Below are 21,920 nucleotides of genomic sequence, written 5' to 3'. Positions count from 1 at the left end.
GTTATCCACAATCACCATGAATGATATGGATGGCGCACCCATCACCCATTACCACGGTTTGGAAGCGCCGCTGCCCGCGTTCTGTTCCGCTTTCTGATTGGAAGTATCGGTATTCGCCTGCGTGTCGGTGGACTGCTGGTTGGCCTTCATCAGCTCCTCCACCTGCTTTTTCTGCTCATCGGTCAGATTCCCGCTCTTGGTGGCGTTGCCGTTCGATGTGCTTGAGCTTTGTGCATCGGTGCTGTTCTGGGCATCCGTACCGTTGCGCTGTGCCTCGACCTGTTGCAAGGTGATCTTCGTCAGCTGTGCGGAGGCTGCGGCATTGGCATCGATGGCATCTTTGATCTGCGGCAGCAGCACCGCGCGCATGCTGTTGGCCTCGGCGAATTGGGCATCGGTCTGCTGTTGTTGGGCGTTGAGCGTATCCATGTCGGTGGACTCGTCCTGAGCGGCCTTGATATTGGCCTTCAGCGATGCGGTGGCCCGGTTGAACGTAACGGTGGCAGACAGGTTAGCCCCGGCCACACCGGCAATCAGTACCAGCACCGCAGCGGCGATGGCCAATGCGATGCGCGCGCCAAAGGGGGGCTGGGCGTTTCGAGAAGTCTTGCCTGTGCTCATAGCAGTCTCCTTGATGTGGCGATCCACGCGCCGAATTCCCACGCCAACAGCACTGCCAGTGCGATTGCCAGCGGCCAGACCACTGCAGTGGTGCGAGTGCGTTTTTTGGTGGTGACAGTGGTTCGCCATTGCTTTGAGGCCTTGGCGGACACCTGATCAGCCAAGGCCGATGAAGCATTCACGGGCACGTAGGTGCCGCTGATTTCGTCGGCGATGTCCTTGAGGTTCTGCGCGTCCATTTTGGAGATGCCGGCTTCACCGGTATCCGGATCGGTGACCCACTGGTCGGCGGCATTCGCGTCGGCGGCGCTCACGCCATCAGCGATGACCGGAATCTTCCCGCCTTCCGTCGAGCCCACGCCGACGGTGAATCCGTCATTGAGATATTGGCGCAGCGAGGAGAAGGTGCGGCGGGTGACGTTGGAGGTCTGCTCTCCATCAGTGATGAGATACAGCACGATTGCATCGTCCGGGTGGGCTTCACGGATTGATTTGGCGGTGAGCAGCAACTGGTCGATAGGCGCATCAAGGCTGGATCCGGCGGAGACGGAGGTGGCCTCGACAGCCAGAGTGTCCGCCCAATTGTTGATGGCCGGAGTATCTGGCGTAAGCGGTACGTCCAAGGTGCCCGAGGCACCGAATCGCAGGGCAGCGAAACTGGCGTTCGGATAGGCTGACGTGATGTCGTGCACAGCCTTTCGCGCGGCGTCGATACGCGTAATGGCTTCGGTGGAGCCGTATGTGGCATCTTCCACCGCCATCGAGCCGGTGGTATCGACGGCCACAATCACATCAGTGGCATTGATGGCTCGGGATGTGGTCGGTGTCACCACGCTGGGGGTCAGCAGCATTATTGCCGCAATCACGAGCATCAATGTGCGGCGAATGGTGGCGCCAATGGTCTCGTCGCTGGAGGCTTTGCGACGGCGGCGAACGAAAAGCACGATTTCGACCACGGCCAGTACCAATGCGATGGCTGCCAAAGCGCCGCCAACAGGCCATCCCAAGGCGGGGGAGAAGGTGAATCCGTTCATCGTCTCAGCCTCCAGGTGCATGCAATCCAGATAATAAGAATCACGGCCAGCGCCAGCACCCACAGTCCGGGGGCGTCCGTCATGGATGCCTTCGACTGGTTGTCGGACTCGGTGTCTCTGCGCGACTGAATATCACGTACCAATTCATTGACGGACGCGCCATCCGATTGGGTGAGGAATACACCGCCATGAGCTTCGATAGCGGATTTCATGTCGGCGGTGGTCTGATCGGACTCGCTGGTTTTCGGGCCGGAGTACAGGCCATCGACGGTAATCATGGTCTGCTCGGTCAGGTCCAGTGCCTCGGTGAGGGAATACGTTTCCTGCCCGGAGACGATATTGTCGGTGGCCAGCACGATGGAAGCCGCGCGTTGGCGCTTGGCGTTCGTTTCATTGGCGGCACCATAGGCGAAGCCGGGCAACATGGCCGCGCAGGAGACCACGCCATCGCCGATAAGCGAGGTGGCGTCCTTACGGTTCTGCGTGCCTTCCAGCCAGTCCGCGATTTTCTGATATTGGGCGTCTGACATCTTGTCGATGTCGTCCTGTGTCTGCACGCCCTTGAGCGCCTTGCTGGCTGCGGTCAGCTGCTCGGTGACCAGTTCGTAGTCGTCAGTAAGGGGGAACACCGTACGTGACGTGGAATTGAAGATGCTCATGCCGATGCGCTCACCCTCAAAATGCTTCACCAATTCCAGATAGGTGTCGATGACTTCGCGGTCGTAGGGCAGTGTGGAACCGGAGACATCCAGGCACAGCACGATGTCGCGGCTGGAGGCGCGTTCATCGCTGGAATCGACTTGGGAGGGGCGTGCCACCAACGCGATGGCCAGCACCAGCGCGATCACCAAGAGAACGACTGCCAGTCGTCCCAATGCCCGCCATTGGCGGAACAGACGTGACGCATGCTCGGTGTTGAGATCATCGTCCAGCGAAAATACTGCCTCGTCCGCGGGCTTGACTCGACGGGAGAATGCGACGAACAACAGGATGATCGCTGCGGCGATCAGAACGCCGGCAAGAGCGGCCCAAGGCCATTGCCATGACAACATCATGATCGCCACCTTTCCACCAGATTCGAGACCCAGCCGGCAGCTTCCTTCACGGTAACGCTCTTGGCCAGCGTGTTCAACGAAGGATCGGCAAATTCAGGTGGGTACAGGGCTTCGATGGTGTGGCGCAACGTATCCAGACCTTGACGATTCGCCGGTGTGCGCGGCAGGTGCATCAAATCGGCGAGTGTGCTGGCCTCCAGTCGTTTGCCGCTGGAAGCACCTGCGAAATCACGGGCGATAAGAGCCAGCTCCACAAACGCGTCTTCACGATTGAGCGTTCCGGATTCATAACGGCTCAGTACGTCGTTGATGCGGGCATGCCATGTGGCCTTTGGTCCCGCCTCATTATGTGCGCCCCTTGGCTGCGTGGCTTTTGCGGAGTTTCGCCTTGGGCGGGACATCACTATGACCGTAATCACCAATACCACGGCCAATACCAGGCACACCGCCACGAGGGCGGTTAATGGTCCCGCCAAAGTCAAAGCGTCAACCGTCTGCAGATCGCTGGGGTCAACGGCGAGAATAACGGTATTGCTCATCGGTTACCTGCCAACATCAGGTCGGGGGCGGAACCAAGCTGGTTGCGCGTGGTTCTTGCCAGTGCGCGGGAGACCAATGTGACAAAGCGATCGAACATGGCCTCGCTGGAAGTGGCACGAATCATGTGAGAGCCAGCACGGGTCAGTTCCTGCTCCAACGCTGCGGCCATGTATTCACGATGAGTGGAAACCTCATTGGCGCTTTTCCGGGACCGCAGGAATGCCGGCACACGGCGGCCGGTCGTGCCATCCAGAGGAGCACGATGACCGTGAGATACCGGCAAAAACGGGTTTAAGGTGGCCACATCGATTAGCACCACCGGATGCGTTCGGGCAATGCGACGGAATTGTATGATGTGTCGTTCGGCCATCGCATGCTCGTCGGTGGCCAACACGATGAGGGCTTCGTGGTCTTTGATGCGGCGTGCATATTCCAGCAATGCATCGATATTGCGCCCATGGTTCCAGTTGCGGCGCAATGCGGTATCCAACGTGCGTTCAAACTGCGCGAATCCGCCATTGAATGGAATGCGCGTGATGCTTGACTCGTCGCCGAACACCAGAGAGATGTCATCGGCGCGTCGCATCGACAGTGCGGCGAACATGCGCAACGCATTGGCGGCCACCTCGTATGCCTGTTCTCCGGAAGGGCATATGCCGGTCATCTCACGGCCTACATCCATGAGCAGCCAGACACGGGAGGTAGACAGACGTTCGCGCTGCACCACCATAGGGCGACCCTGACGAGCACTGGTCTTCCAGTCGATCAGACGAGACTCGTCGCCCGGCTCATAGGCGCGCATATCCATCACGTCACCACCGCCGCCACGGCGGCCGGATGCGTGTTCGCCCTCCAACACACCCAATGCCTTCCTTACGGTAGGCAGACTCATCTGGGTGCCAAGGGCCTCTATCTTCTTACGGACGGAAGCGGAACTCACGGAACGGGAACCGTTTCGACGATCTTGTCTACGATCTGATCGCTGACCACACCATCAGCCAATGCCTCGAAGGTGAGCATGATACGGTGGCGCAGCACTTCGTGGGCAAAGGCCTTGATGTCTTCCGGCACCACGTAGTCACGGCCAGACAACAATGCCTTGGCCTGACCGATGCGAATCAAAGCGATGGTGGCACGCGGGGAGGCACCCAGACGAACCAGGGACGACAATCCCTTGATCGGCCTGGAACCGGCCCCTCGTGAGGTGGCGGCGATATCGACTGCATAACGCATGATGGCGTCGGAGACATGCACGCGGCGTGCGGCCGTACGCAGGAAGTCCACGTCGGCAACGGTGATGCGCTCGCCGGTGATGCTGCCCGGTCCGATCATGTCGGAACCGCGGCGGGTGAGCATGGCCAGCATGCGCGCTTCCTGATCCGCAGTGGGATAGGTCATGACGGCCTTCATCATAAAGCGGTCCATCTGGGCTTCGGGCAGGTTGAACGTGCCTTCTTCCTCGATGGGGTTCTCGGTGGCGATGACCATGAACGGCTTGGGCAGGGCTATGCGCTGGCCGCCAATAGTGGTCGTGCCTTCCGCCATCGCCTCAAGCATGGCGGATTGGGTCTTGGCGTTGGAGCGGTTGATTTCGTCCAACAGCACAAAATTGGCGTGAATGGGGCCGATCTGTGTGGTGAATTTCTGCGAGGCAAAATCGAATACCTGAGTGCCCACCAGATCGGAAGGCATAAGATCCGGCGTGCACTGTACGCGCTTGAACGAGCCGGATACGCATGTGGCAAGCGTCTGTGCCGCGGTGGTCTTAGCCAGGCCGGGCACGGATTCGATAAGAATATGGCCGCCCGCCACCAGCGTCACGATCAACGACTCACGAAGATTGTCTTGTCCGACCAGCGTTTGGGCAAAGCGTGCGCGGATGCTGTCTGCCAAGGCGCGTGCGCGCTTGGCATCATCGGCGCCGAGCGGCGCCGCCGCACTGGGCGTGGGAACGGCTGCTGGACGCGCGGCGGCCGGCTTCGGAGGCATGTTCGGTTGCGTAGGGAACAAAGTCATGCCCACCACTCTAACGGCTCACGCTGACGGCGGAGGGATTACAGACTCCAATCCACGGGCTCGGCACCCATGTTGATAAGGGCCTGATTAGCTCGAGAGAAAGGTTTGGAGCCGAAGAAACCTCGGGATGCGGAAAGCGGGCTCGGATGAGGTGACTTAATAATAAAGGCGTTGGTGAGCAGCGGTTCCAGACTCTGCGCGTTGCGTCCCCATAGAATAGCCACCAAGGGCTTCGGTTTGCCGTTGCCGTCCACGCGTGCGTTTAATGCTCGGATAGCGGCTTCGGTGACTTCTTCCCAGCCTTTGCCCTGATGGGAGTTGGGGCGTCCGACTCCCACGGTCAAGCACCTGTTCAGCAACATGACCCCGCGCTCGGTCCATGCTGTCAGGTCTCCGTTCGGGGGCATCGGCACGCCTAGATCGTCGACCAGTTCCTTATAGATATTAATCAGGCTCTTCGGCAGTGGTCGTACCTCCTGTGCCACGCAGAAGCTCAGTCCCACCGGATGCCCGGGAGTGGGGTAGGGGTCTTGGCCCACGATCAGTACCTTGATCGAATCAAACGGAATGGTAAAGGCCCTGAGAATATTGTGGCTGGCCGGCAGCCAGGGTCTGCCTGCGGCGTTCTCCTCCCGGAGAAAATCGCCCATGCGGTGGATGGTCGGCTCGACATCGGCCAGTGCGTTTGCCCATCCGGGCTCTACCAGTTCTCTCAATGGTTTGATCATGGTTCATTACTGTAGTCAAACGTGCATATACGGTGCATGGGGTTGTGGCGAGGTGGCTCATTTCCCGTGTGGCGGTTACACTCGTGGGTAGTTTGTGTATAAAGGAGGGCGGCTTTATGGCGCGCGACAAGGTGACCTACGAATCGTACGAGCAGGACGTCTTCGATAATCCCCCCAAGGGGCCGGTGGGCGTCCACCGCGGTTCCCGTTCGGTTATTTCGCGTATCGCACCGTTCGTCATCGTGATTCTCGTAGCGGCGCTGTGCGGTTTCGGTGCATGGGCCTGGGTTACCGGAGAGTACAAGAACATCCTGAATTTGAATACTTCCTCGCAGACCGCTCAGACTTCCGGTACAGAAAAGAAGGACTCGTCCGACGCCAAGTCCGATTCCACCGACTCTTCTGATACCAAGTCCGAGAATACTGATTCCTCGAATGCTCAATCCGATTCCGCCGCTACCGATAATGCCGATCAGAGCGCCCAGCAGGATCAGGCCGCAGCAACTGTGAACAAGGCCACCCAAGTGCGGGTGATTAATGCCACCGGTATCAGCGGATACGCGGGCCAGAAGGCCGATGTGTTGCAGACCGCTGGTTATACCAGCGTGGAAGCCGCGAATCCGACCGGATCGGTGCCGACCTCCACCGTGGTGTGGTACCAGAATGAAGCGGACAAGGCCACCGCCGAAGATGTGGCTTCGACACTTGGCATCAGTGCCGTTGAACAGGTTCAGGGGCTTGCCGCTCCCATCACCGTCGTGCTGCTGAACTAGGCATTCACAGTACCTTTTTCTCCGTGGCCACCATCAGTAATGTGATGGTGGCCACTTTCATAGGAGAAACTTGAGCAAATAGTTACTGTTTCGGTTTGTATTGTTCCCTCGTCACGGTACAATCGTGCACTAGTCGCGAGGTAGGGGGAGCGCGATGCGGTTCTTTCTACGTTCCCTATAGGTTTGTGTCGCGACGCCTAAGGGAACGAAGGAAAGATCAGATATGGCACAAGGCACCGTGAAGTTCTTCCTTGCCAAGAAGGGGTTCGGGTTCATCCAGCCGGACGACGGCGGCGAGGATGTTTTCGTGCACTACGCGGAAATCAAGGACGACGGCAGCACCAATAAATTCAAGATGCTGTACGAGGGTGATCGCGTGGAGTATACGCCCGCCCCGTCCGGCAAGGGCACGCAGGCGAAGGAAGTCGTCAAGCTGTCCTCCGGTGAAGCCCGCTCTGAATGAGCAAGCGCGCAAGGAAACGCGTACTTCAAGGCCCTGACCGTTGTAATGGTCGGGGCTTTTTCATGCCCAAAGCGCAATCGCCGATAGTCATGTTGGCACTCGGCAAGGGCGAGTGCTAATGTCTCAGTTAGCACTCGGAGATCGAGAGTGATAACCGGCAGCTGACGGCTGGTTGCCACGGATCGGCGCTTGCGAGTGATAACTGGTATACCTAGCCATTTGGAGGAACAACACAACCATGGCAAAGATCATTTCTTATGATGAGGAAGCCCGTCAGGGCATGCTGGAGGGCCTCGACAAGCTCGCCAACACCGTCAAGGTCACCCTGGGTCCGAAGGGCCGCAATGTCGTGCTCGACAAGACCTACGGCGCTCCGACCATCACCAACGATGGCGTGTCCATTGCCAAGGAAATCGACCTTGAGGATCCGTACGAGCGCATCGGCGCCGAGCTGGTCAAGGAAGTCGCCAAGAAGACCGACGACGTCGCCGGCGACGGTACCACCACCGCAACCGTGCTCGCCCAGTCCCTGGTTCACGAGGGTCTGAAGAACGTGGTCGCCGGTTCCAACCCGATCGCGCTGCGTCGCGGCATTGAGAAGGCCACCGAGGTCATCGTCAAGGAGCTCGTCGTTGCCGCCAAGGACGTTGAGACCAAGGACCAGATTGCTGCTACCGCCACCATCTCCGCTGCTGACCCCGAGGTCGGCGAGAAGATCGCTGAGGCTCTGGACAAGGTCGGCCAGGATGGCGTTGTGACCGTTGAAGATAACAACCGCTTCGGTCTGGACCTCGACTTCACCGAGGGCATGCGTTTCGACAAGGGCTACATTGCCCCGTACTTCGTCACCAACGCTGACGACCAGACCGCCGTGCTCGAGGATCCGTACATTCTGTTGACCTCCGGCAAGGTCTCCTCCCAGCAGGACATCGTGCACGTGGCCGAGCTGGTCATGAAGACCGGCAAGCCGCTGCTGATCATCGCTGAGGATGTTGACGGCGAGGCTCTGCCGACCCTGATTCTGAACAACATTCGTGGTACCTTCAAGTCCTGCGCTGTCAAGGCTCCGGGCTTCGGTGACCGCCGCAAGGCCATGCTGCAGGATATGGCCATCCTGACCGGTGCTCAGGTCGTCTCCGATGAGCTGGGCCTGAAGCTCGAATCCGTCGACACCTCCGTGCTCGGCCACGCCAAGAAGGTCATCGTCTCCAAGGACGAGACCACCATTGTTCAGGGCGCTGGCTCCAAGGAAGACATCGACGCTCGCGTGGCTCAGATCCGCGCCGAGATTGAGAACACCGACTCCGATTACGACCGTGAGAAGCTGCAGGAGCGTCTGGCCAAGCTGGCCGGCGGCGTGGCTGTCATCAAGGTCGGCGCTGCCACCGAGGTCGAGGCCAAGGAGCGCAAGCACCGCATCGAAGATGCCGTGCGTAACGCCAAGGCCGCCATTGAGGAAGGCCTGCTGCCCGGCGGTGGCGTGGCCCTCGTTCAGGCTGCTGCCAAGGCCGAGAAGGCTGAGGCCGTCACCTCCCTGACCGGCGAAGAGGCTACCGGTGCCGCCATCGTGTTCCGCGCCATCGAAGCCCCGATCAAGCAGATTGCCGAGAACGCTGGCGTGTCCGGCGACGTGGTGATCAACAAGGTTCGTTCTCTGCCCGATGGCGAAGGCTTCAACGCCGCCACCGACACCTACGAGGACCTGCTGGCCGCCGGTGTGACTGACCCGGTCAAGGTGACCCGTTCCGCTCTGCAGAACGCCGCCTCCATTGCTGGTCTGTTCCTGACCACCGAGGCCGTCGTCGCCAACAAGCCGGAGCCGAAGGCCGCTGCCCCGGCCGCCGGTGCCGACATGGGCTACTGATTCGCACGCGACTAGTTGCTAGCTGGCAAAGAGAAGGGGAACTCCTACAAGGAGTTCCCCTTCTTGCTATCTTGTGCGCACTAGCCCCCGATGGCGGGGGCTGTCAGCGCAGCTGACTGGGGGTGGTTACACGAAGCATGCGTAGAGGATCATCCCCACCCGCTTCGCGGGCCTATGATGACGCTTAGCCTGCAAACAAACGGGATGCCTGCGTCTCCGCGTCTGCATAGACGTTGGAGGCTTGGGCCAGCGCACGTTGAATGGACTCCAAGGAAGCCTCCATTTGTTGCTGTGCCGCTCGCCATTGAGCCGCCACGGTGGTGAATTGGGTGGCCGCCGAACCTCGCCATACGTTCTGCAGGGCGTTGAGATTGGTATACATACCACCCACGGCTTGCCTGATTTGTGCAATCGAGCTGTTCACCGCGGCCGAAGAGGCTTGGATTTGTTCTGAATCCACTTGATATTGGGGCATTGTTGCTCCTTTCCTAAAACAATGAGTGCTGATATGACGACCGTTATTGCCAATACCGGTCGCTAAGGTGGAGAATATGACAGATTTGCATTGGACAGATGGAAAAACGACCATTGTGGTTCCAGCTTCGGTACGGGGCCGTTTTTCCGGAAGCGCAAAGGCCTTCCAACGGCTTGTTTGCGCCATTGCCGTGGTTGTTGCGACTGTATTGGGATCGATGTGGATAACTGCGGACGCGTATGCGGATGATTCCAGCAGCACGGGTACCGACGCGAACAGCAGCGTGACCATAACCGACAACATCACCGATACGGAGAATCTGCTCGGCTCACATGCCACCGAGGTCTCGGATGCCATAGCCAAGACGGAGAAGGAAACCGGCGTGCATGTGCACCTGCTGTATCTGTCCAGCTTTAACAGTGAGCAGACACCGCAGAAATGGGCGAGCACGGTGCTGGAGTCCACTAAGCCGAAGGCAAACACCGTGTTGCTCGCCGTCGCCGCCAACGATGGCAATCTCGTGGTGGCGGTATCCTCCAATTCCGACGAATGGCTCAAGCAACAGAAAACCGTCGATGCGCTATCCGAAGCCGCGCAGCAGCAGCTGATGGAAAGCACACCGAATTGGTCCGGGGCAGCCACGGCGATGATGGGTCAGATCGCCAAATCCAAGAAGACATCCACCTCATCCTCCACGGTGACGATTGGCGTGATCGCCATGGGCGTGGCTTTGGCCGCCTTGGTCGTTCTCGTTGTGGTGATGGTGATAGTTCGCCGTCGCCGTGAAGTCAAGAAGGATTCCGAAGCCGAAATCGAGCAGGCTTCCGAAGACGGGCAGGAATCTGCGGACGAACTCCAAGAGGACATTCAGGAAACGTCCAGTGAAGTAGACCAATCTGGAGTACGTGAGTAAGCCTATTGAAGCATCGATTGTTGTTGTTGATGACGAACCTTCCATCCGCGAACTGCTCGTCGCCTCGCTGCATTTTGCCGGATTCGAGGTGAACACCGCGGCCTCCGGTTCTGAAGCCATCGAAGTCATCGAAAAGGTACAGCCCGACCTCATCGTGCTGGATGTAATGCTGCCTGACATTGACGGCTTCACCGTAACCCGTCGCATCCGTCAGGAGGGCATCGACGCACCCGTACTGTTTCTGACCGCACGCGATGACACGCAGGACAAGATCATGGGCCTTACCGTTGGCGGCGACGACTACGTGACCAAGCCATTCAGCCTCGAGGAGGTTGTGGCCCGTATCCGCGCGATTCTGCGTCGCACCCGCGAACAGGTTGAGGATGATCCGATTATTCGTGTGGCCGACTTGGAGATTAACGAGGACTCGCATGATGTATCGCGAGCCGGGCAGCCCATCGATTTAAGCCCCACGGAATACAAGTTGCTGCGCTACCTGATGGACAATGAAGGCCGCGTGCTGTCCAAGGCGCAGATCCTAGACCATGTCTGGCAGTACGACTGGGGCGGTGACGCCGCAATCGTCGAATCGTATATCTCGTATCTGCGCAAGAAGGTCGATGGCATCGAGGTCGACGATGGCGAAGGCGGCAAGCGCAAGGTGACGCCGCTGATCGAGACCAAACGCGGCATCGGTTATATGATTCGCGAACCGAAGAACTAATCCAGCCATCATGAGTGAGCCCGATAAGTCGCCACGGCCCAATATGCCTGCGTCCGCCCCGGAGGCGGTCGCACGCATGAAAGAACATCACAATCGCAAGAAGAACATGTTCTTCGGCCATTTTGACCGTATCTCCCTGAGCAGCAAGCTTGTGGCCTGCACCATTGCCGTGCTGCTGATCGGGGTGTCAGTGATTTCCTTCTCCATCCGCGCGTTGGTGAGCAACTATATGTTGAGCAAAACCGACAACCAGCTCAAATCGCAGAGCCAGATGGTGTTCGAGAATATCGTGACGCTTGCCAAAAACGACAATGCCGGGCCAAACTCGTACTTTCTGCAGATTCAATACACCGACGGCACGTTGGATAATGAGGGTAACCCGCTGGTGGTCACGCCGCTGATGCCTCAGCTGCAGGACGGCATCGTCTCCGTGCCGGTGCTGCCCACCGACGGCGATACCTCAGACATCACGTTCGGTCAGCCATTCACCACGCAGGCTGTGGTCAAGCAGGTTGTCCAGGTACAGAACAATTCTTCGGATTCCAACAATACGACCAAGCCGCAGACCGATCCGAACACGCAAGACGACGCGGGCAACGATGCCGGCAATTCGGGTTCCAAGAGCGCTCCGAACTCCTCGAATTCCGTCACCACGATTCTGTCCAATCCTTCCTCCAATGCCAATCATGCTGCGGTGAGTACCGCGCGTTCGCCGTGGCGCATTCTGCCGATGACGTTCACGGAAAACGGCAAGGAGAGGGCCGTGGTGTATATCGGCCTGTCCTTGTCCGATCAGATCGACATCGTCAGCACGCTTTCCCGTTACTGCGTCGTGGTCGGCATTGCCGTGGTGCTGCTTGGTGGTTCTCTGGCCACATTGATCATCCAGCACACGATGACCCCGCTGAAGCGCATGGAAAAAACCGCCGCGAAGATTGCCGCCGGTGATTTGAGCCAGCGTATTCCTTCCGCTCCCGAGAACACGGAAGTCGGCTCTCTGGCCGCTTCGTTGAACACGATGCTGACTCGAATAGAGCTCAGCTTCCACGAGCAGGAAGAGACCACCGACAAGATGAAGCGGTTCGTCTCCGACGCCAGTCACGAGCTGCGCACGCCGCTTGCCGCCATCCATGGTTATGCGGAACTGTATAAGATGCAACGCGATATGCCTGGGGCGTTGGATCGTGCCGATGAATCCATCGAACACATCGAACGTTCCAGTCAGCGTATGACCGTGCTTGTCGAAGATTTGCTGTCTCTGGCCCGGCTTGATGAGGGCCGTGGCATCGATGTGACCGGCACGGTGAAACTCTCCTCGCTAGTTACCGATGCCGTTGATGATTTGCACGCCCTCGATCCGGACCGTGCCATCGGCCGTATGCTGATTGGGCTTGAGCCCGCCCGTGACCTGAACCATCCGGCGTCGTTGAGCCTTACTGAGGGTGACTGGCCGACCATCACCCTGCCTGGCGATGCCTCGCGTTTGCGTCAGGTGGTGACCAATATCGTGGGCAATATTCACCGATACACGCCGATTGATTCATCCGCGGAGATTGCTCTTGGCGTGATGCCGGCGGCTATTGACCCGAAGCAGCTTTCCGGTTTACCGGCTACCGACACGTCAATGCGCCGCTTCGTAGAGGCCGCCGAAGTAGGCGCATCGATGAGCACTGGGTACCGGTATGCCGTGCTCCGATTTGTGGATCATGGACCTGGCGTGCCGGACGAATCCCGACCAAAGATATTCGAACGATTCTATACGGCTGACCCATCGCGTGCCCGTGAAAAGGGAGGCACCGGTCTGGGCATGGCCATCGCGCAGTCTGTGGTCAAGGCCCATCATGGCTTTATCTGTGCCACGGCCACCGATGGGGGAGGCCTGACCTTCACCGTGGTGCTGCCCATCGAGCAGATGCCCGCCGCCCAATCCGCACAGACCGCAGGCAAAACCAAGGAAGCCAAGCAGAAGTCCTCGTGGTTCGGCGGTGAGCGTAAATCGTGAGACGACTCAGCCTCATGATGTGTGGTCAAGACCTGTGAGGTACACTATTCCTTCAGTTCATTATTACTGTTGAGGATTGAAGGAAGGTTCGCAATGCCCACCGGTCGAGTTCGTTGGTTTGACGCAGCCAAAGGATATGGCTTCATCACCAGTGAGGAAGGCAAGGACGTGTTCCTGCCGGCTCAGGCCCTGCCTACTGGCGTCAATACGCTGCGCAAAGGGGCCAAGGTGGAGTATTCCGTGGTGGACGGTCGGCGTGGCCCGCAGGCCATGGATGTGAAGCTGATCGCCTCCAGCCCCAGCTTGGTCAAGGCCACTCGTCCTAAGGCGGATGATATGGCCGCCATCTGCGAGGACCTCATCAAGATGCTCGACGCTGCCGGCAACACGTTGCGTCGCCATCGCTACCCTTCCGCCGCCGAAAGCAAGAAGCTGGCCACGCTGCTGCGTGCCGTGGCGGATCAATTCGACGTGCAGGACTGATGTGACCCATGACTGACACCATCGAAACCGCCGTGACACCGGATCCTCATGCCATTGCACGGGCCGTGCTGCTTGAAGTGGCCGACGAGCCTGATCAGGTGGGTGACTTTGTCGTCGCCAATGAGCTTGAAGATCATGTCACCGATTTTCGTTTCGTCGCGAACATTCGCGGATACGAGGGATGGCAGTGGTCGGTAACGCTGTATCACGATGAGGAATTGGATTCGTGGACGGTGAACGAGTCCTCCCTGATTCCGACCGAAGACGCGCTGATGCCGCCCAAGTGGATTCCGTGGAAAGACCGTCTTGAGCCCACCGACCTGTCTCCCACCGATTCCATCGGCACCAATCCGGATGACGAGCGTATCGAAGATGGCGAGGTCCAGGAATCATCCCTGCAGGATGTTAATGACGCAGTGGAGGTGTTTCGTCTCACCCGTCGCCATGTATTGAGCTCATTGGGCCGCGCACAGGCTGCCAAGCGCTGGTACGAAGGTCCTCGTGGGCCAAAGGCGCTGAGCACCAAGACGGCCGAAGGCAATCTGTGTTCCACCTGTGGCTTCTTCGTGCCGCTTAAGGGCGAGCTCGACCGTTTGTTCGGCGTATGCGCGAACAAGTGGAGCCCGGATGATGGCCGTGTGGTCTCACTGGACCATGGCTGCGGCGAGCATTCCGAGATTGAACCTCCGGAGCCAAGCCGTCTGTGGGTGCAGGCCAATCCCGCTTTTGATGACCTGCACATCGATGTGGTGGCCCACCGGCCTCGCAAGCAGGAGCCTGCAGAACTTGATGATGAGGCGGATGAAAGCGACAAGCCTGAGGCGGATGACGAGCAACTGATCTCCACCGAAAGCCCCGCCCCCGACACGGACGAAGCCACCGAAGAGGACATCCTTGAAAACACCGTTGATGATGGTGAGGACGAGGATGATGTTGACGACGAACCGGAGACCGCGGACACCGCTGAAGAGGTGACTTCCGGACTTGAAGCCGTGGTGGATTTGATCGAAAAACTCCGTCAGACTAAGTCCGATTCGGAAGAGGATGACGAGAAGTAAGTCGACTGCAATCAACTGTGGAGGTCTTACCTGCTTTGCCAGTGCAAGGAATTCTCGAAATAAGCCTTTTGTACGAGAATTCTTTGCATTGAGCAACTGTCAGTGCAAAGAATTCTCGAGATGATTTTTTGGATAACCGCTGGTTGGTCGATTAGTGCACGACGGTGACGTTGCACTCGGCAAAGTTCACAATCTGGCGAGACACCGAACCTAGGAAATGAGCATCGAGACCGGAGAGGCCACGTGAACCCACTACCAGATGACGGGCATACCGAGAAGCCGCAATCAGACCCTTGGATGCAGGAATGTGGAAAGCGTTCGTGCTGACTTTGATTCCTTCAGGAATGTCAACCTCGGACATCATCTTGGCAAGTATTGCTGGCGCGCTGCTGCCCGGCTTCAACCGGTGCCACGGCATTTTCATAGCCCGGGATAACGCCCAGATCGCGCAACTGCCAGCAGAACATCACATTCAGAGGCGCGCCATGCAGCTGTGCGTCATCGAGGGCAAACTCGAAAGCACGGCGTGAAGCTTGTGATCCATCCACGCCCACCACCACTGGGCGGCTGTGCTCTTCGATAGCCGGTTTGGGCTGGGCGAAATGCACGGTCTGGTCGTCCGGCGTCAGCGCGTTGGCGATGGCATCGGTCACCGTTTCGTCCTCACTGTCGGAGACGCGCACCACCGTGACCGGGACCTCGGCCGTTTCCGCCAGCGATGCGGACAGCGATCCCATGAACCAGCGTGCCACACGGCCTAAGGATCGGCGTCCGACCACAATCTGCTGGGAATCCTTGCCGATCTGCAGCAAAGCGGTGGTGCCGGTGGCCTTGACCGAGGTGAGCTTCAGATTCGCGGGATCAAAATCAATGCCGGCTGCGGCCTTCTCCACCCACGACTTCAGCTCGTTGGCGATGTCGTGACGAACCTTGGCCCAGGCTTCATCGCTGTCCGGTTCGGAACCCATATCCCACGAATGGGTCCAGCCGAACACGGCATTGACATGCTGTCCGGTCAGTGAGGCCTCCTTCAGCGCCCATTTCAATGCGGCAAAGGACTCGTCGGAACCATCCACGCCAACAACGATGTCGGCCTTGGTTGTTGTTTCGCTCATGGTGAGCCTCCCTTCCATCGATCACAGGATGAATCTATGCACCAGCATATCGTTTTTCTTCTCCTCTCACGGCGCAATTCATGGAATCCAGCGAATAAACGTCACTGTGAATCGGTAGAGTAAAACGGAATGTCAATTGAGGAAGGACAAGCATGTTCGAACGGTTTACCGACCGTGCACGGCGCGTGATCGTGTTGGCGCAGGAAGAGGCGAGGACTCTCCAGCACAACTACATCGGCACCGAACACCTGCTGCTCGGCCTGATCCGAGAGGGTGAGGGCGTGGCCGCCAAGGCACTCGCCTCGAAGGGCGTGGAGTTGGACGCCACCCGCAAGCAGGTCGAAGAGATGATCGGCAAGGGCAACGCGGCCCCGAACGGGCACATCCCCTTTACCCCGCATGCCAAGCAGGTGCTGGAGTTCTCGTTGCGTGAGGCTTTGCAGTTGGGCCACAGCTACATCGGCACTGAGCATATTCTGCTCGGCTTGATTCGCGAGGGCGAAGGCGTGGGCACTCAGGTGCTCATTAAGATGGACGTTGATTTGGGCGAGCTGCGCAGCGCAACCATCGATATGATTCGCGGCAACTCCGGCACCTCCACTGACGGCAAGGGCGATTTGGCCAACGCCGGTGGCGTGGCGGACAAGCAGAACAAGTCCGGTTCCGCCATTCTCGACCAGTTCGGCCGCAACCTGACCGCCGAAGCCGCCGAAGGCAAGTTGGATCCGGTCATCGGCCGTACTAATGAGATCGAGCGCGTTATGGTCGTGCTCTCCCGCCGCACCAAGAACAACCCGGTGCTGATCGGCGAGCCAGGTGTGGGCAAGACCGCTGTGGTCGAAGGACTGGCCCAGAAGATTCAGGCCGGCGATGTGCCGGAGACCTTGAAAGGCAAGCAGGTCTACTCGCTGGATCTTGGTTCCATGGTGGCCGGTTCCCGTTACCGTGGTGATTTCGAGGAGCGTCTGAAGAAGGTCCTGAAGGAAATCAAGACCCGCGGCGACATCGTGCTGTTCATCGACGAGATCCACACCATCGTGGGGGCTGGCTCTGCCGACGGCGCACTGGGTGCCTCCGATATGTTGAAGCCGATGCTGGCCCGTGGCGAGCTGCAGACCATCGGCGCCACCACCACCGACGAGTACCGCAAGTACATCGAGAAGGACGCGGCGCTGGAACGCCGATTCCAGCCCATCCAGGTGCATGAGCCGACCATCGCCGAGACCATTGAAATCTTGAAGGGCCTGCGTTCTCGCTACGAGAACCACCATCACGTGACCATCACCGATGGTGCGTTGCAGTCTGCCGCAGAGCTTTCCAGCCGCTATATTCAGGATCGCAACCTGCCGGATAAGGCCATCGATTTGATCGACGAGGCCGGTGCCCGCCTGCGCATCAAGCGTCTGACCGCACCGCCCGAGCTCAAGGAGCTTGACGACAAGATCGCCAAGATCGCCGCCGACAAGGACGAGGCCATCAAGGGCCAGGACTTCGAGAAGGCCGCCGAACTGCGCGACAACCAAGAGAAGTTGGAAGCCGAGCGCAAGGCGAAGGAAGATTCCTGGCGCGAAGGCGAGTCCGACGTCAAGATGGTCGTGGATGAGGACGTGATCGCCGAGGTCATCAGCGCCACCACCGGTATTCCGGTGTTCAAGCTGACCCAGGCTGAGTCCAAGAAGCTGCTCAACATGGAAGCCGAGCTGCACAAGCGCATTATCGGCCAGGATGAGGCGGTGTCCGCCCTGTCCCGCTCCATCCGCCGTACCCGCGTGGGCCTGAAGGACCCGAAGCGCCCGTCCGGTTCGTTCATCTTTGCCGGCCCCACCGGCGTGGGCAAGACCGAGCTGGCCAAGACGCTGGCCGAGTTCCTGTTCGACGATGAGGATGCGCTGATTCGCGTCGATATGTCCGAGTTCTCCGAGAAGTATGCGGCATCGCGTCTCTTTGGTGCGCCTCCGGGATACGTCGGTTATGAGGAGGGCGGCGAGCTCACCGAGAAGGTGCGCCGCAAGCCGTTCTCCGTGGTGCTGTTCGACGAGATCGAGAAGGCGCATCCGGATATCTTCAACACGCTGCTGCAGGTGCTGGATGACGGCCATCTGACCGACGGTCAGGGCCGCAAAGTGGACTTCAAGAACACCATCATCATCCTGACCACCAACTTGGGCACCCGCGACATTGCCAAAGCCGCCAACACCGGCTTCAACCTCGGCGCGAACACCGAGTCGAGCTATCAGCGCATGAAGGATCAGGTGAGTTCGGAGCTGAAGCAGCAGTTCCGTCCCGAGTTCCTCAACCGTTTGGACGACATCATCGTTTTCAAGCAGCTGACTGAGCCGGAGGTGCGTCAGATCGTCGATCTCGATGTCAAGCAGCTCAACGATCGTCTGTTCGACCGCCACATGTCGCTCGAACTTACCGACGCCGCCAAGGATCTGCTCGCGCAGAAGGGCTTTGACCCGCTGCTCGGCGCTCGTCCGCTGCGCCGTGTGATTCAGCGCGACATCGAGGACGCCATCTCCGAGAAGATCCTGATGGGCGACCTCGAAGACGGCCAGCGCGTGATCGTGGACGCGGAAGGCGAAGGCATTCTCGGCGAATTCACCTTCAAGGGTGAACAGTTCGAGGAGCCGGCCGTCGCCGATAAGCCGTCCGAAGACGGTGTTGACGGTGCTGGCTCTGACGGTGAGGCACCGGCAGAAGCCGCTCCGGCCGCTGAACAGACCGAAGCCTCCGACTCCAACGACACTCCACAGGAGTAACCCGTCTGGGAAATAGCTCCCCCTTGACAGGGGAGCTGTCAGCGAAGCTGACTGAGGGGTAGACCCTGCGCACACATGATGTGCAGCGGTGGTCTGCCCCTCAGTCGCCTCTGGCGACAGCTCCTCTGTCAAGGGGAGTTCTGTTTATGCGTCGGACTAGCGCAACAGATCGAGTCCGGTATCGACGGTCTCCTCGCGGGTGAACAGCGTGCGGCCGGCGCGCACCGAACGCAATACCGAGCAGCGCTCATACACGGCGTCGAACACGTTATCGGCATCCAGCACGATGAAGTTCGCCGGTTTGCCCGTCTCCAGACCGTACTTATCCCGCATTCCCAATGTGGTGGCGCCATTGATTGTCAGGAACTTCAGCGCATCATCGATTTCCTCGAAGCTCATCATCTGTGCCAGGTGCAGCACATAGTCGAGAATGAGCATCATATTGCCGTTGCCCAGCGGGTACCACGGATCCTGCATTGAATCCTGACCCAATGACACGTTAATGCCGGCTTCGGTGAGCTCTTTGACACGTGTAATGCCACGACGCTTGGGGAACGTGTCCTGACGCCCTTGCAAATACAGATTCTCGGTGGGTGCGCAAGCAAAGTTAATATGCGCCGCCTTCAGCAGTTTGGTCAGATGGAAGAAGTAGGCGTTGTCCGCCGAGCCCAGCGAACAGGTGTGGCTGGCGGTGACCTTCGAACCGATGCCCGCCTTATAGGCCAGTGCTGACAGCAGTTCCACGTAGCGGGAGTTCGGATCGTCTGTCTCATCGCAATGCACGTCAATGAGCTTGTCGTACTTCGAAGCCAGATCAACCACGGTATGCATGGAATGTTCGCCGAATTCGCGGCACTGTTCGAAGTGGGGAATACCGCCCACGCAGTCGGCGCCCATCTTGAGGCCTTCCTCCACGAGATCAGCGCCCGATTCTCCGTGTGGTCCCTCATAGGAGTACATGCCTTCCTGCGGGAAACTGACGATCTGGATGGTGACCGTGTCCTTCAGCTCTTCCTTAAGCTCCAGCAGCGCCTTCAACGAAGTCAGCTTCGGGTCGGTCACATCGGCGTGAGAACGAATGAACTGCACGCCGTGCAGCATTTCCTTCTTGATGCCGATTTTCGCACGCTGCTTGATTTCGTCAACCGTCAAATCGGATTTGGTCTCGCTCCAACGTTGGATGCCTTCGAACAGGGTGCCGCTCTCGTTGACCGCGCCGGGCTTGCGTGCGGTGAACACATAGTCAAGATGCAGATGCGTATCGCAGAACGGTGGGCAGACAAGTTTGCCGCCCAGATCGACCACCTCAATGGCCGCCAGATTACCACCCTGAGCCTCATATTGTTGCGCGAGTCCGGGGCCGAATGCGGTGAACACACCATCCGTGACGAGAATGTCCTGCAATGGCAGGGTGCTTGCAGCCGTGCTGCCGGGTTCTCCGGTGGCGATATGTGCGTTGGTGAACAGTGTGGTAGTCATCGTCGCTCCTTCAACTGGTGTGTTGCCGAACGGTTACGTGAACCGACTGCCCGCGTAACCAACTGAGGTTATTGTCAACAGCACGCTTTGCGGTGAGGTTAACCGGAACGACCGGTGTTCCGCGGGGGAATGGACAGATTGTATGACTGTATCGATTCGCAGTGTGCTTCATAACACGCAGTTCAAACGAGCCGATCCTGTGGTGGAGGTCGAAGGCAAAGACCTCGATACGCCAGTGCGATGGGTGTTTACCAACGAGCGAGAGGATGTCTCCAGCTTCCTTTCGGGCGGTGAGATGCTGATTATCGAGGGCAACGCTCTGCTCGCCGCCGATTGGTACGGCACGCTAGGGCAATATGTAGCAAGCCTGGCACAGGCTGGTGTCGCCGCTCTGGTGGTCGAACTGGTGGAGGGTGTGGTGCGGATGCCGGACGAACTGGTGTCTGCGGCCAGGCTGCATGGGTTGACGTTGATTGGTCTGAAATCTCGCGTACCTTTTGTCAACATCTGTCAGAGTGTCAATACGGCTATCGTGCACGAGCAGATGCACTTGCAATTAGAGGTGGACACAATGTCCACTTCGTTACGTGAGGGACTGTCCCACACCGGCAGTATCGAAGCAGTGGCGGAAACCGTTGCGGCGTTGTTCGGCGAAAGCGTGGCCATCTTCGACGGCGACGGTCTGCTGGCCGCGCGGGCTGGCCGTGCGTTCAACACCGGAAACGAGCCCAGCATGGTCATCGCCCTCGAGGGGCGCTCTCGACCGGTAGGCGCGCTGGAAATCACCCAACGAACCATGACCTTTGACGAATCCATGCGGCAGGCCGTTGCCAAGATCGTTGCACCGGTCGCCGCCTTATATATTGACGGCGGCGCACGCATGGGCATGATGAGGCACCTGAGCATGGGGCCGGCTGATGGTGTGCACGTCAATACCTATGAAGCCCAGGAAGCCCATGCGATGCTGGAAGCATTGGGTTTTGCCGGGTCGTGCATCTATATGCCATTCGCTTTACGATTCAGATCGGTGGTGGAGGGCGTTGACCACGTCTCCGCCATGATCGAACGGTTCGAGGCGCAATCCGGAAGCGACGTCGCCTGTATGTTGGAAGGCGATCTGATGATGGGGTGGTGCTCCGCCGCCGATTCCACCGGTGGCGCCGCCGATTTCGGACACCGATGCATGGATGCGCTTGCATTGCTGGAAGGCGACGGCATTTATGCAGTGCATGGCCGAGTGGCCTTGGACACGGTGACTCTGATTGATGAGTTTGCGGTGTTGCGCAGCATCGCAGCCAGAGAGCCGGCATATGGGCAGGTCGTGAGTACGATGTCCGTGCTCGTGGACCGATTCGTCGCCTCCGCGGATATGGATACAGCGATGCGCATGCTTATCGTGCAGACCATCGGCTTTGAAGTGGCCTCCTCGCCAATGCTGCTGGACACCTTGTGCGCCTGCTTCGACAATCTCGACAGCAAAACCGGTGCGTGCGAACAACTGGGCATCAGAAGGCAGACCCTGTACAACCGACTGGACAAAGTGACACAGATGGTCGGTGTTGATTACAACGACAAGAAGAACTGGTCAATGCTGTTGTTTGCCGCCAAACTCGCGAAATCATGGCAGGAACGGCACAGCGAATAATGCGGCGGCGTCGCTTGTCAACCTGTCCATTTTCCCATCGAACGGGTTAATCATCGATTCACGTTCCAGCAAATACGTAAGGGCATAGTCAAAGCTATCGCGGCGCTGGTCGACCTGCTGCGAAACGGATTCCCATACATCCGATTCAGTCACACGAACAGCACATCCTT

General features: G+C 58.7%; 20 protein-coding genes and 1 pseudogene. 10 read left to right on the top strand and 11 right to left on the bottom strand.

From position 1 onward, the window contains the following. Nucleotides 1-48 precede the first annotated feature (48 nt). The 7 genes from BBBR_RS07245 to BBBR_RS07215 are packed head-to-tail and all read right to left on the bottom strand — an operon-like array spanning nt 49 to nt 5,994. A complete protein-coding gene (locus BBBR_RS07245; RefSeq protein ID WP_003830284.1) occupies nt 49-621 on the bottom strand; it encodes a DUF6466 family protein in 573 nt (190 codons plus the stop codon). Then, the gene (locus BBBR_RS07240; RefSeq protein WP_015439040.1) at nt 618-1,655 is read right to left on the bottom strand and encodes a vWA domain-containing protein; all 1,038 of its coding nucleotides are present in this window, start codon (nt 1,653-1,655) and stop codon (nt 618-620) included. The genes BBBR_RS07245 and BBBR_RS07240 overlap by 4 nt, the downstream gene beginning before the upstream one ends. Continuing rightward, nucleotides 1,652-2,710 carry a vWA domain-containing protein gene (locus tag BBBR_RS07235; RefSeq protein ID WP_003830286.1) on the bottom strand — a complete coding sequence of 353 codons (1,059 nt, stop codon included), beginning with the start codon at nt 2,708-2,710 and terminating at the stop codon, nt 1,652-1,654. Before BBBR_RS07235 ends, BBBR_RS07240 begins: the two co-directional genes overlap by 4 nt. After that, nucleotides 2,707-3,249 carry a hypothetical protein gene (locus BBBR_RS07230; RefSeq protein WP_003830287.1) on the bottom strand — a complete coding sequence of 181 codons (543 nt, stop codon included), beginning with the start codon at nt 3,247-3,249 and terminating at the stop codon, nt 2,707-2,709. The genes BBBR_RS07235 and BBBR_RS07230 overlap by 4 nt, the downstream gene beginning before the upstream one ends. Beyond that, on the bottom strand, nt 3,246-4,190 hold the full coding sequence (locus BBBR_RS07225; protein ID WP_003830288.1) for a DUF58 domain-containing protein: 945 nt from the start codon (nt 4,188-4,190) through the stop codon (nt 3,246-3,248). Before BBBR_RS07225 ends, BBBR_RS07230 begins: the two co-directional genes overlap by 4 nt. Further along, nucleotides 4,187-5,266, bottom strand: a complete 1,080-nt coding sequence (locus BBBR_RS07220) for an AAA family ATPase (RefSeq protein WP_003830289.1) — start codon at nt 5,264-5,266, stop codon at nt 4,187-4,189. Before BBBR_RS07220 ends, BBBR_RS07225 begins: the two co-directional genes overlap by 4 nt. A 38-nt stretch (nt 5,267-5,304) precedes the next feature. Further along, a complete protein-coding gene (locus BBBR_RS07215; RefSeq protein ID WP_003830290.1) occupies nt 5,305-5,994 on the bottom strand; it encodes a uracil-DNA glycosylase in 690 nt (229 codons plus the stop codon). 116 nt (nt 5,995-6,110) lie between these two features. Here BBBR_RS07215 and BBBR_RS07210 point away from each other — a divergent pair, with 116 nt between their 5' ends. The 3 genes from BBBR_RS07210 to groL all read left to right on the top strand — a co-directional run bounded on the left by BBBR_RS07210 (nt 6,111) and on the right by groL (nt 9,094). After that, nucleotides 6,111-6,767: a LytR C-terminal domain-containing protein gene (locus BBBR_RS07210; protein ID WP_032738315.1), complete on the top strand. Its 657-nt coding sequence runs from the start codon at nt 6,111-6,113 to the stop codon at nt 6,765-6,767. A gap of 223 nt (nt 6,768-6,990) precedes the next feature. Further along, complete coding sequence (locus BBBR_RS07205; RefSeq protein ID WP_003830292.1) at nt 6,991-7,230, top strand: cold-shock protein; 240 nt, start codon at nt 6,991-6,993, stop codon at nt 7,228-7,230. A gap of 238 nt (nt 7,231-7,468) precedes the next feature. Further along, nucleotides 7,469-9,094, top strand: coding sequence for a chaperonin GroEL (gene groL / locus BBBR_RS07200; protein ID WP_003830293.1), 1,626 nt, complete (start codon nt 7,469-7,471; stop codon nt 9,092-9,094). Nucleotides 9,095-9,278: 184 nt separating this feature from the next. Here groL and BBBR_RS07195 read toward each other — a convergent pair whose 3' ends face one another. Beyond that, entirely contained in the window at nt 9,279-9,569 is a 291-nt protein-coding gene (locus BBBR_RS07195; protein WP_003830294.1) for a WXG100 family type VII secretion target, read from the bottom strand. Nucleotides 9,570-9,786: 217 nt separating this feature from the next. On the opposite strand from BBBR_RS07195, the gene BBBR_RS07190 reads away from it, so the two are divergent. The 5 genes from BBBR_RS07190 (at nt 9,787) to BBBR_RS07170 (ending at nt 14,749) form a co-directional block, all read left to right on the top strand. After that, complete coding sequence (locus tag BBBR_RS07190; protein WP_003830295.1) at nt 9,787-10,482, top strand: TPM domain-containing protein; 696 nt, start codon at nt 9,787-9,789, stop codon at nt 10,480-10,482. After that, nucleotides 10,475-11,206, top strand: a complete 732-nt coding sequence (locus tag BBBR_RS07185) for a response regulator transcription factor (protein ID WP_003830296.1) — start codon at nt 10,475-10,477, stop codon at nt 11,204-11,206. Before BBBR_RS07190 ends, BBBR_RS07185 begins: the two co-directional genes overlap by 8 nt. Nucleotides 11,207-11,249: 43 nt before the next feature. Further along, nucleotides 11,250-13,208 carry a sensor histidine kinase gene (locus tag BBBR_RS07180; RefSeq protein ID WP_003830297.1) on the top strand — a complete coding sequence of 653 codons (1,959 nt, stop codon included), beginning with the start codon at nt 11,250-11,252 and terminating at the stop codon, nt 13,206-13,208. A 93-nt stretch (nt 13,209-13,301) separates the two neighbouring features. Beyond that, on the top strand, nt 13,302-13,691 hold the full coding sequence (locus BBBR_RS07175; protein ID WP_003830298.1) for a cold-shock protein: 390 nt from the start codon (nt 13,302-13,304) through the stop codon (nt 13,689-13,691). Between the two features lie 8 nt (nt 13,692-13,699). Continuing rightward, nucleotides 13,700-14,749, top strand: a complete 1,050-nt coding sequence (locus BBBR_RS07170) for a DUF3027 domain-containing protein (RefSeq protein WP_003830299.1) — start codon at nt 13,700-13,702, stop codon at nt 14,747-14,749. A 151-nt stretch (nt 14,750-14,900) separates the two neighbouring features. Here BBBR_RS07170 and BBBR_RS07165 read toward each other — a convergent pair. Then, a pseudogene (locus BBBR_RS07165) lies at nt 14,901-15,864 on the bottom strand (universal stress protein). A 152-nt stretch (nt 15,865-16,016) separates the two neighbouring features. On the opposite strand from BBBR_RS07165, the gene BBBR_RS07160 reads away from it, so the two are divergent. Then, nucleotides 16,017-18,626 (top strand): ATP-dependent Clp protease ATP-binding subunit, encoded by a 2,610-nt coding sequence (locus tag BBBR_RS07160; RefSeq protein WP_003830303.1) that lies wholly within the window; start codon nt 16,017-16,019, stop codon nt 18,624-18,626. A 156-nt stretch (nt 18,627-18,782) separates the two neighbouring features. Here the strand turns inward: BBBR_RS07160 and BBBR_RS07155 are convergent, their stop codons facing one another. Continuing rightward, nucleotides 18,783-20,105, bottom strand: coding sequence for an amidohydrolase family protein (locus BBBR_RS07155; RefSeq protein ID WP_003830304.1), 1,323 nt, complete (start codon nt 20,103-20,105; stop codon nt 18,783-18,785). A 142-nt stretch (nt 20,106-20,247) separates the two neighbouring features. Between BBBR_RS07155 and BBBR_RS07150 the strand changes: the two genes are divergently transcribed. Beyond that, nucleotides 20,248-21,750, top strand: a complete 1,503-nt coding sequence (locus tag BBBR_RS07150) for a PucR family transcriptional regulator (RefSeq protein WP_003830305.1) — start codon at nt 20,248-20,250, stop codon at nt 21,748-21,750. Here BBBR_RS07150 and BBBR_RS07145 read toward each other — a convergent pair. Further along, on the bottom strand, nt 21,724-21,903 hold the full coding sequence (locus tag BBBR_RS07145; protein ID WP_025263108.1) for a hypothetical protein: 180 nt from the start codon (nt 21,901-21,903) through the stop codon (nt 21,724-21,726). The two genes, BBBR_RS07150 and BBBR_RS07145, sit on opposite strands and share 27 nt — an antisense overlap. Between the last annotated feature and the right edge of the window lie 17 nt (nt 21,904-21,920).

The organism is Bifidobacterium breve DSM 20213 = JCM 1192 (assembly GCF_001025175.1).
In the GTDB taxonomy this organism is placed as follows: Bacteria; Actinomycetota; Actinomycetes; order Actinomycetales; family Bifidobacteriaceae; genus Bifidobacterium; species Bifidobacterium breve.
Note: the sequence above shows the minus strand (reverse complement) of the source record. Positions and strands in the feature narration are given on the sequence as shown.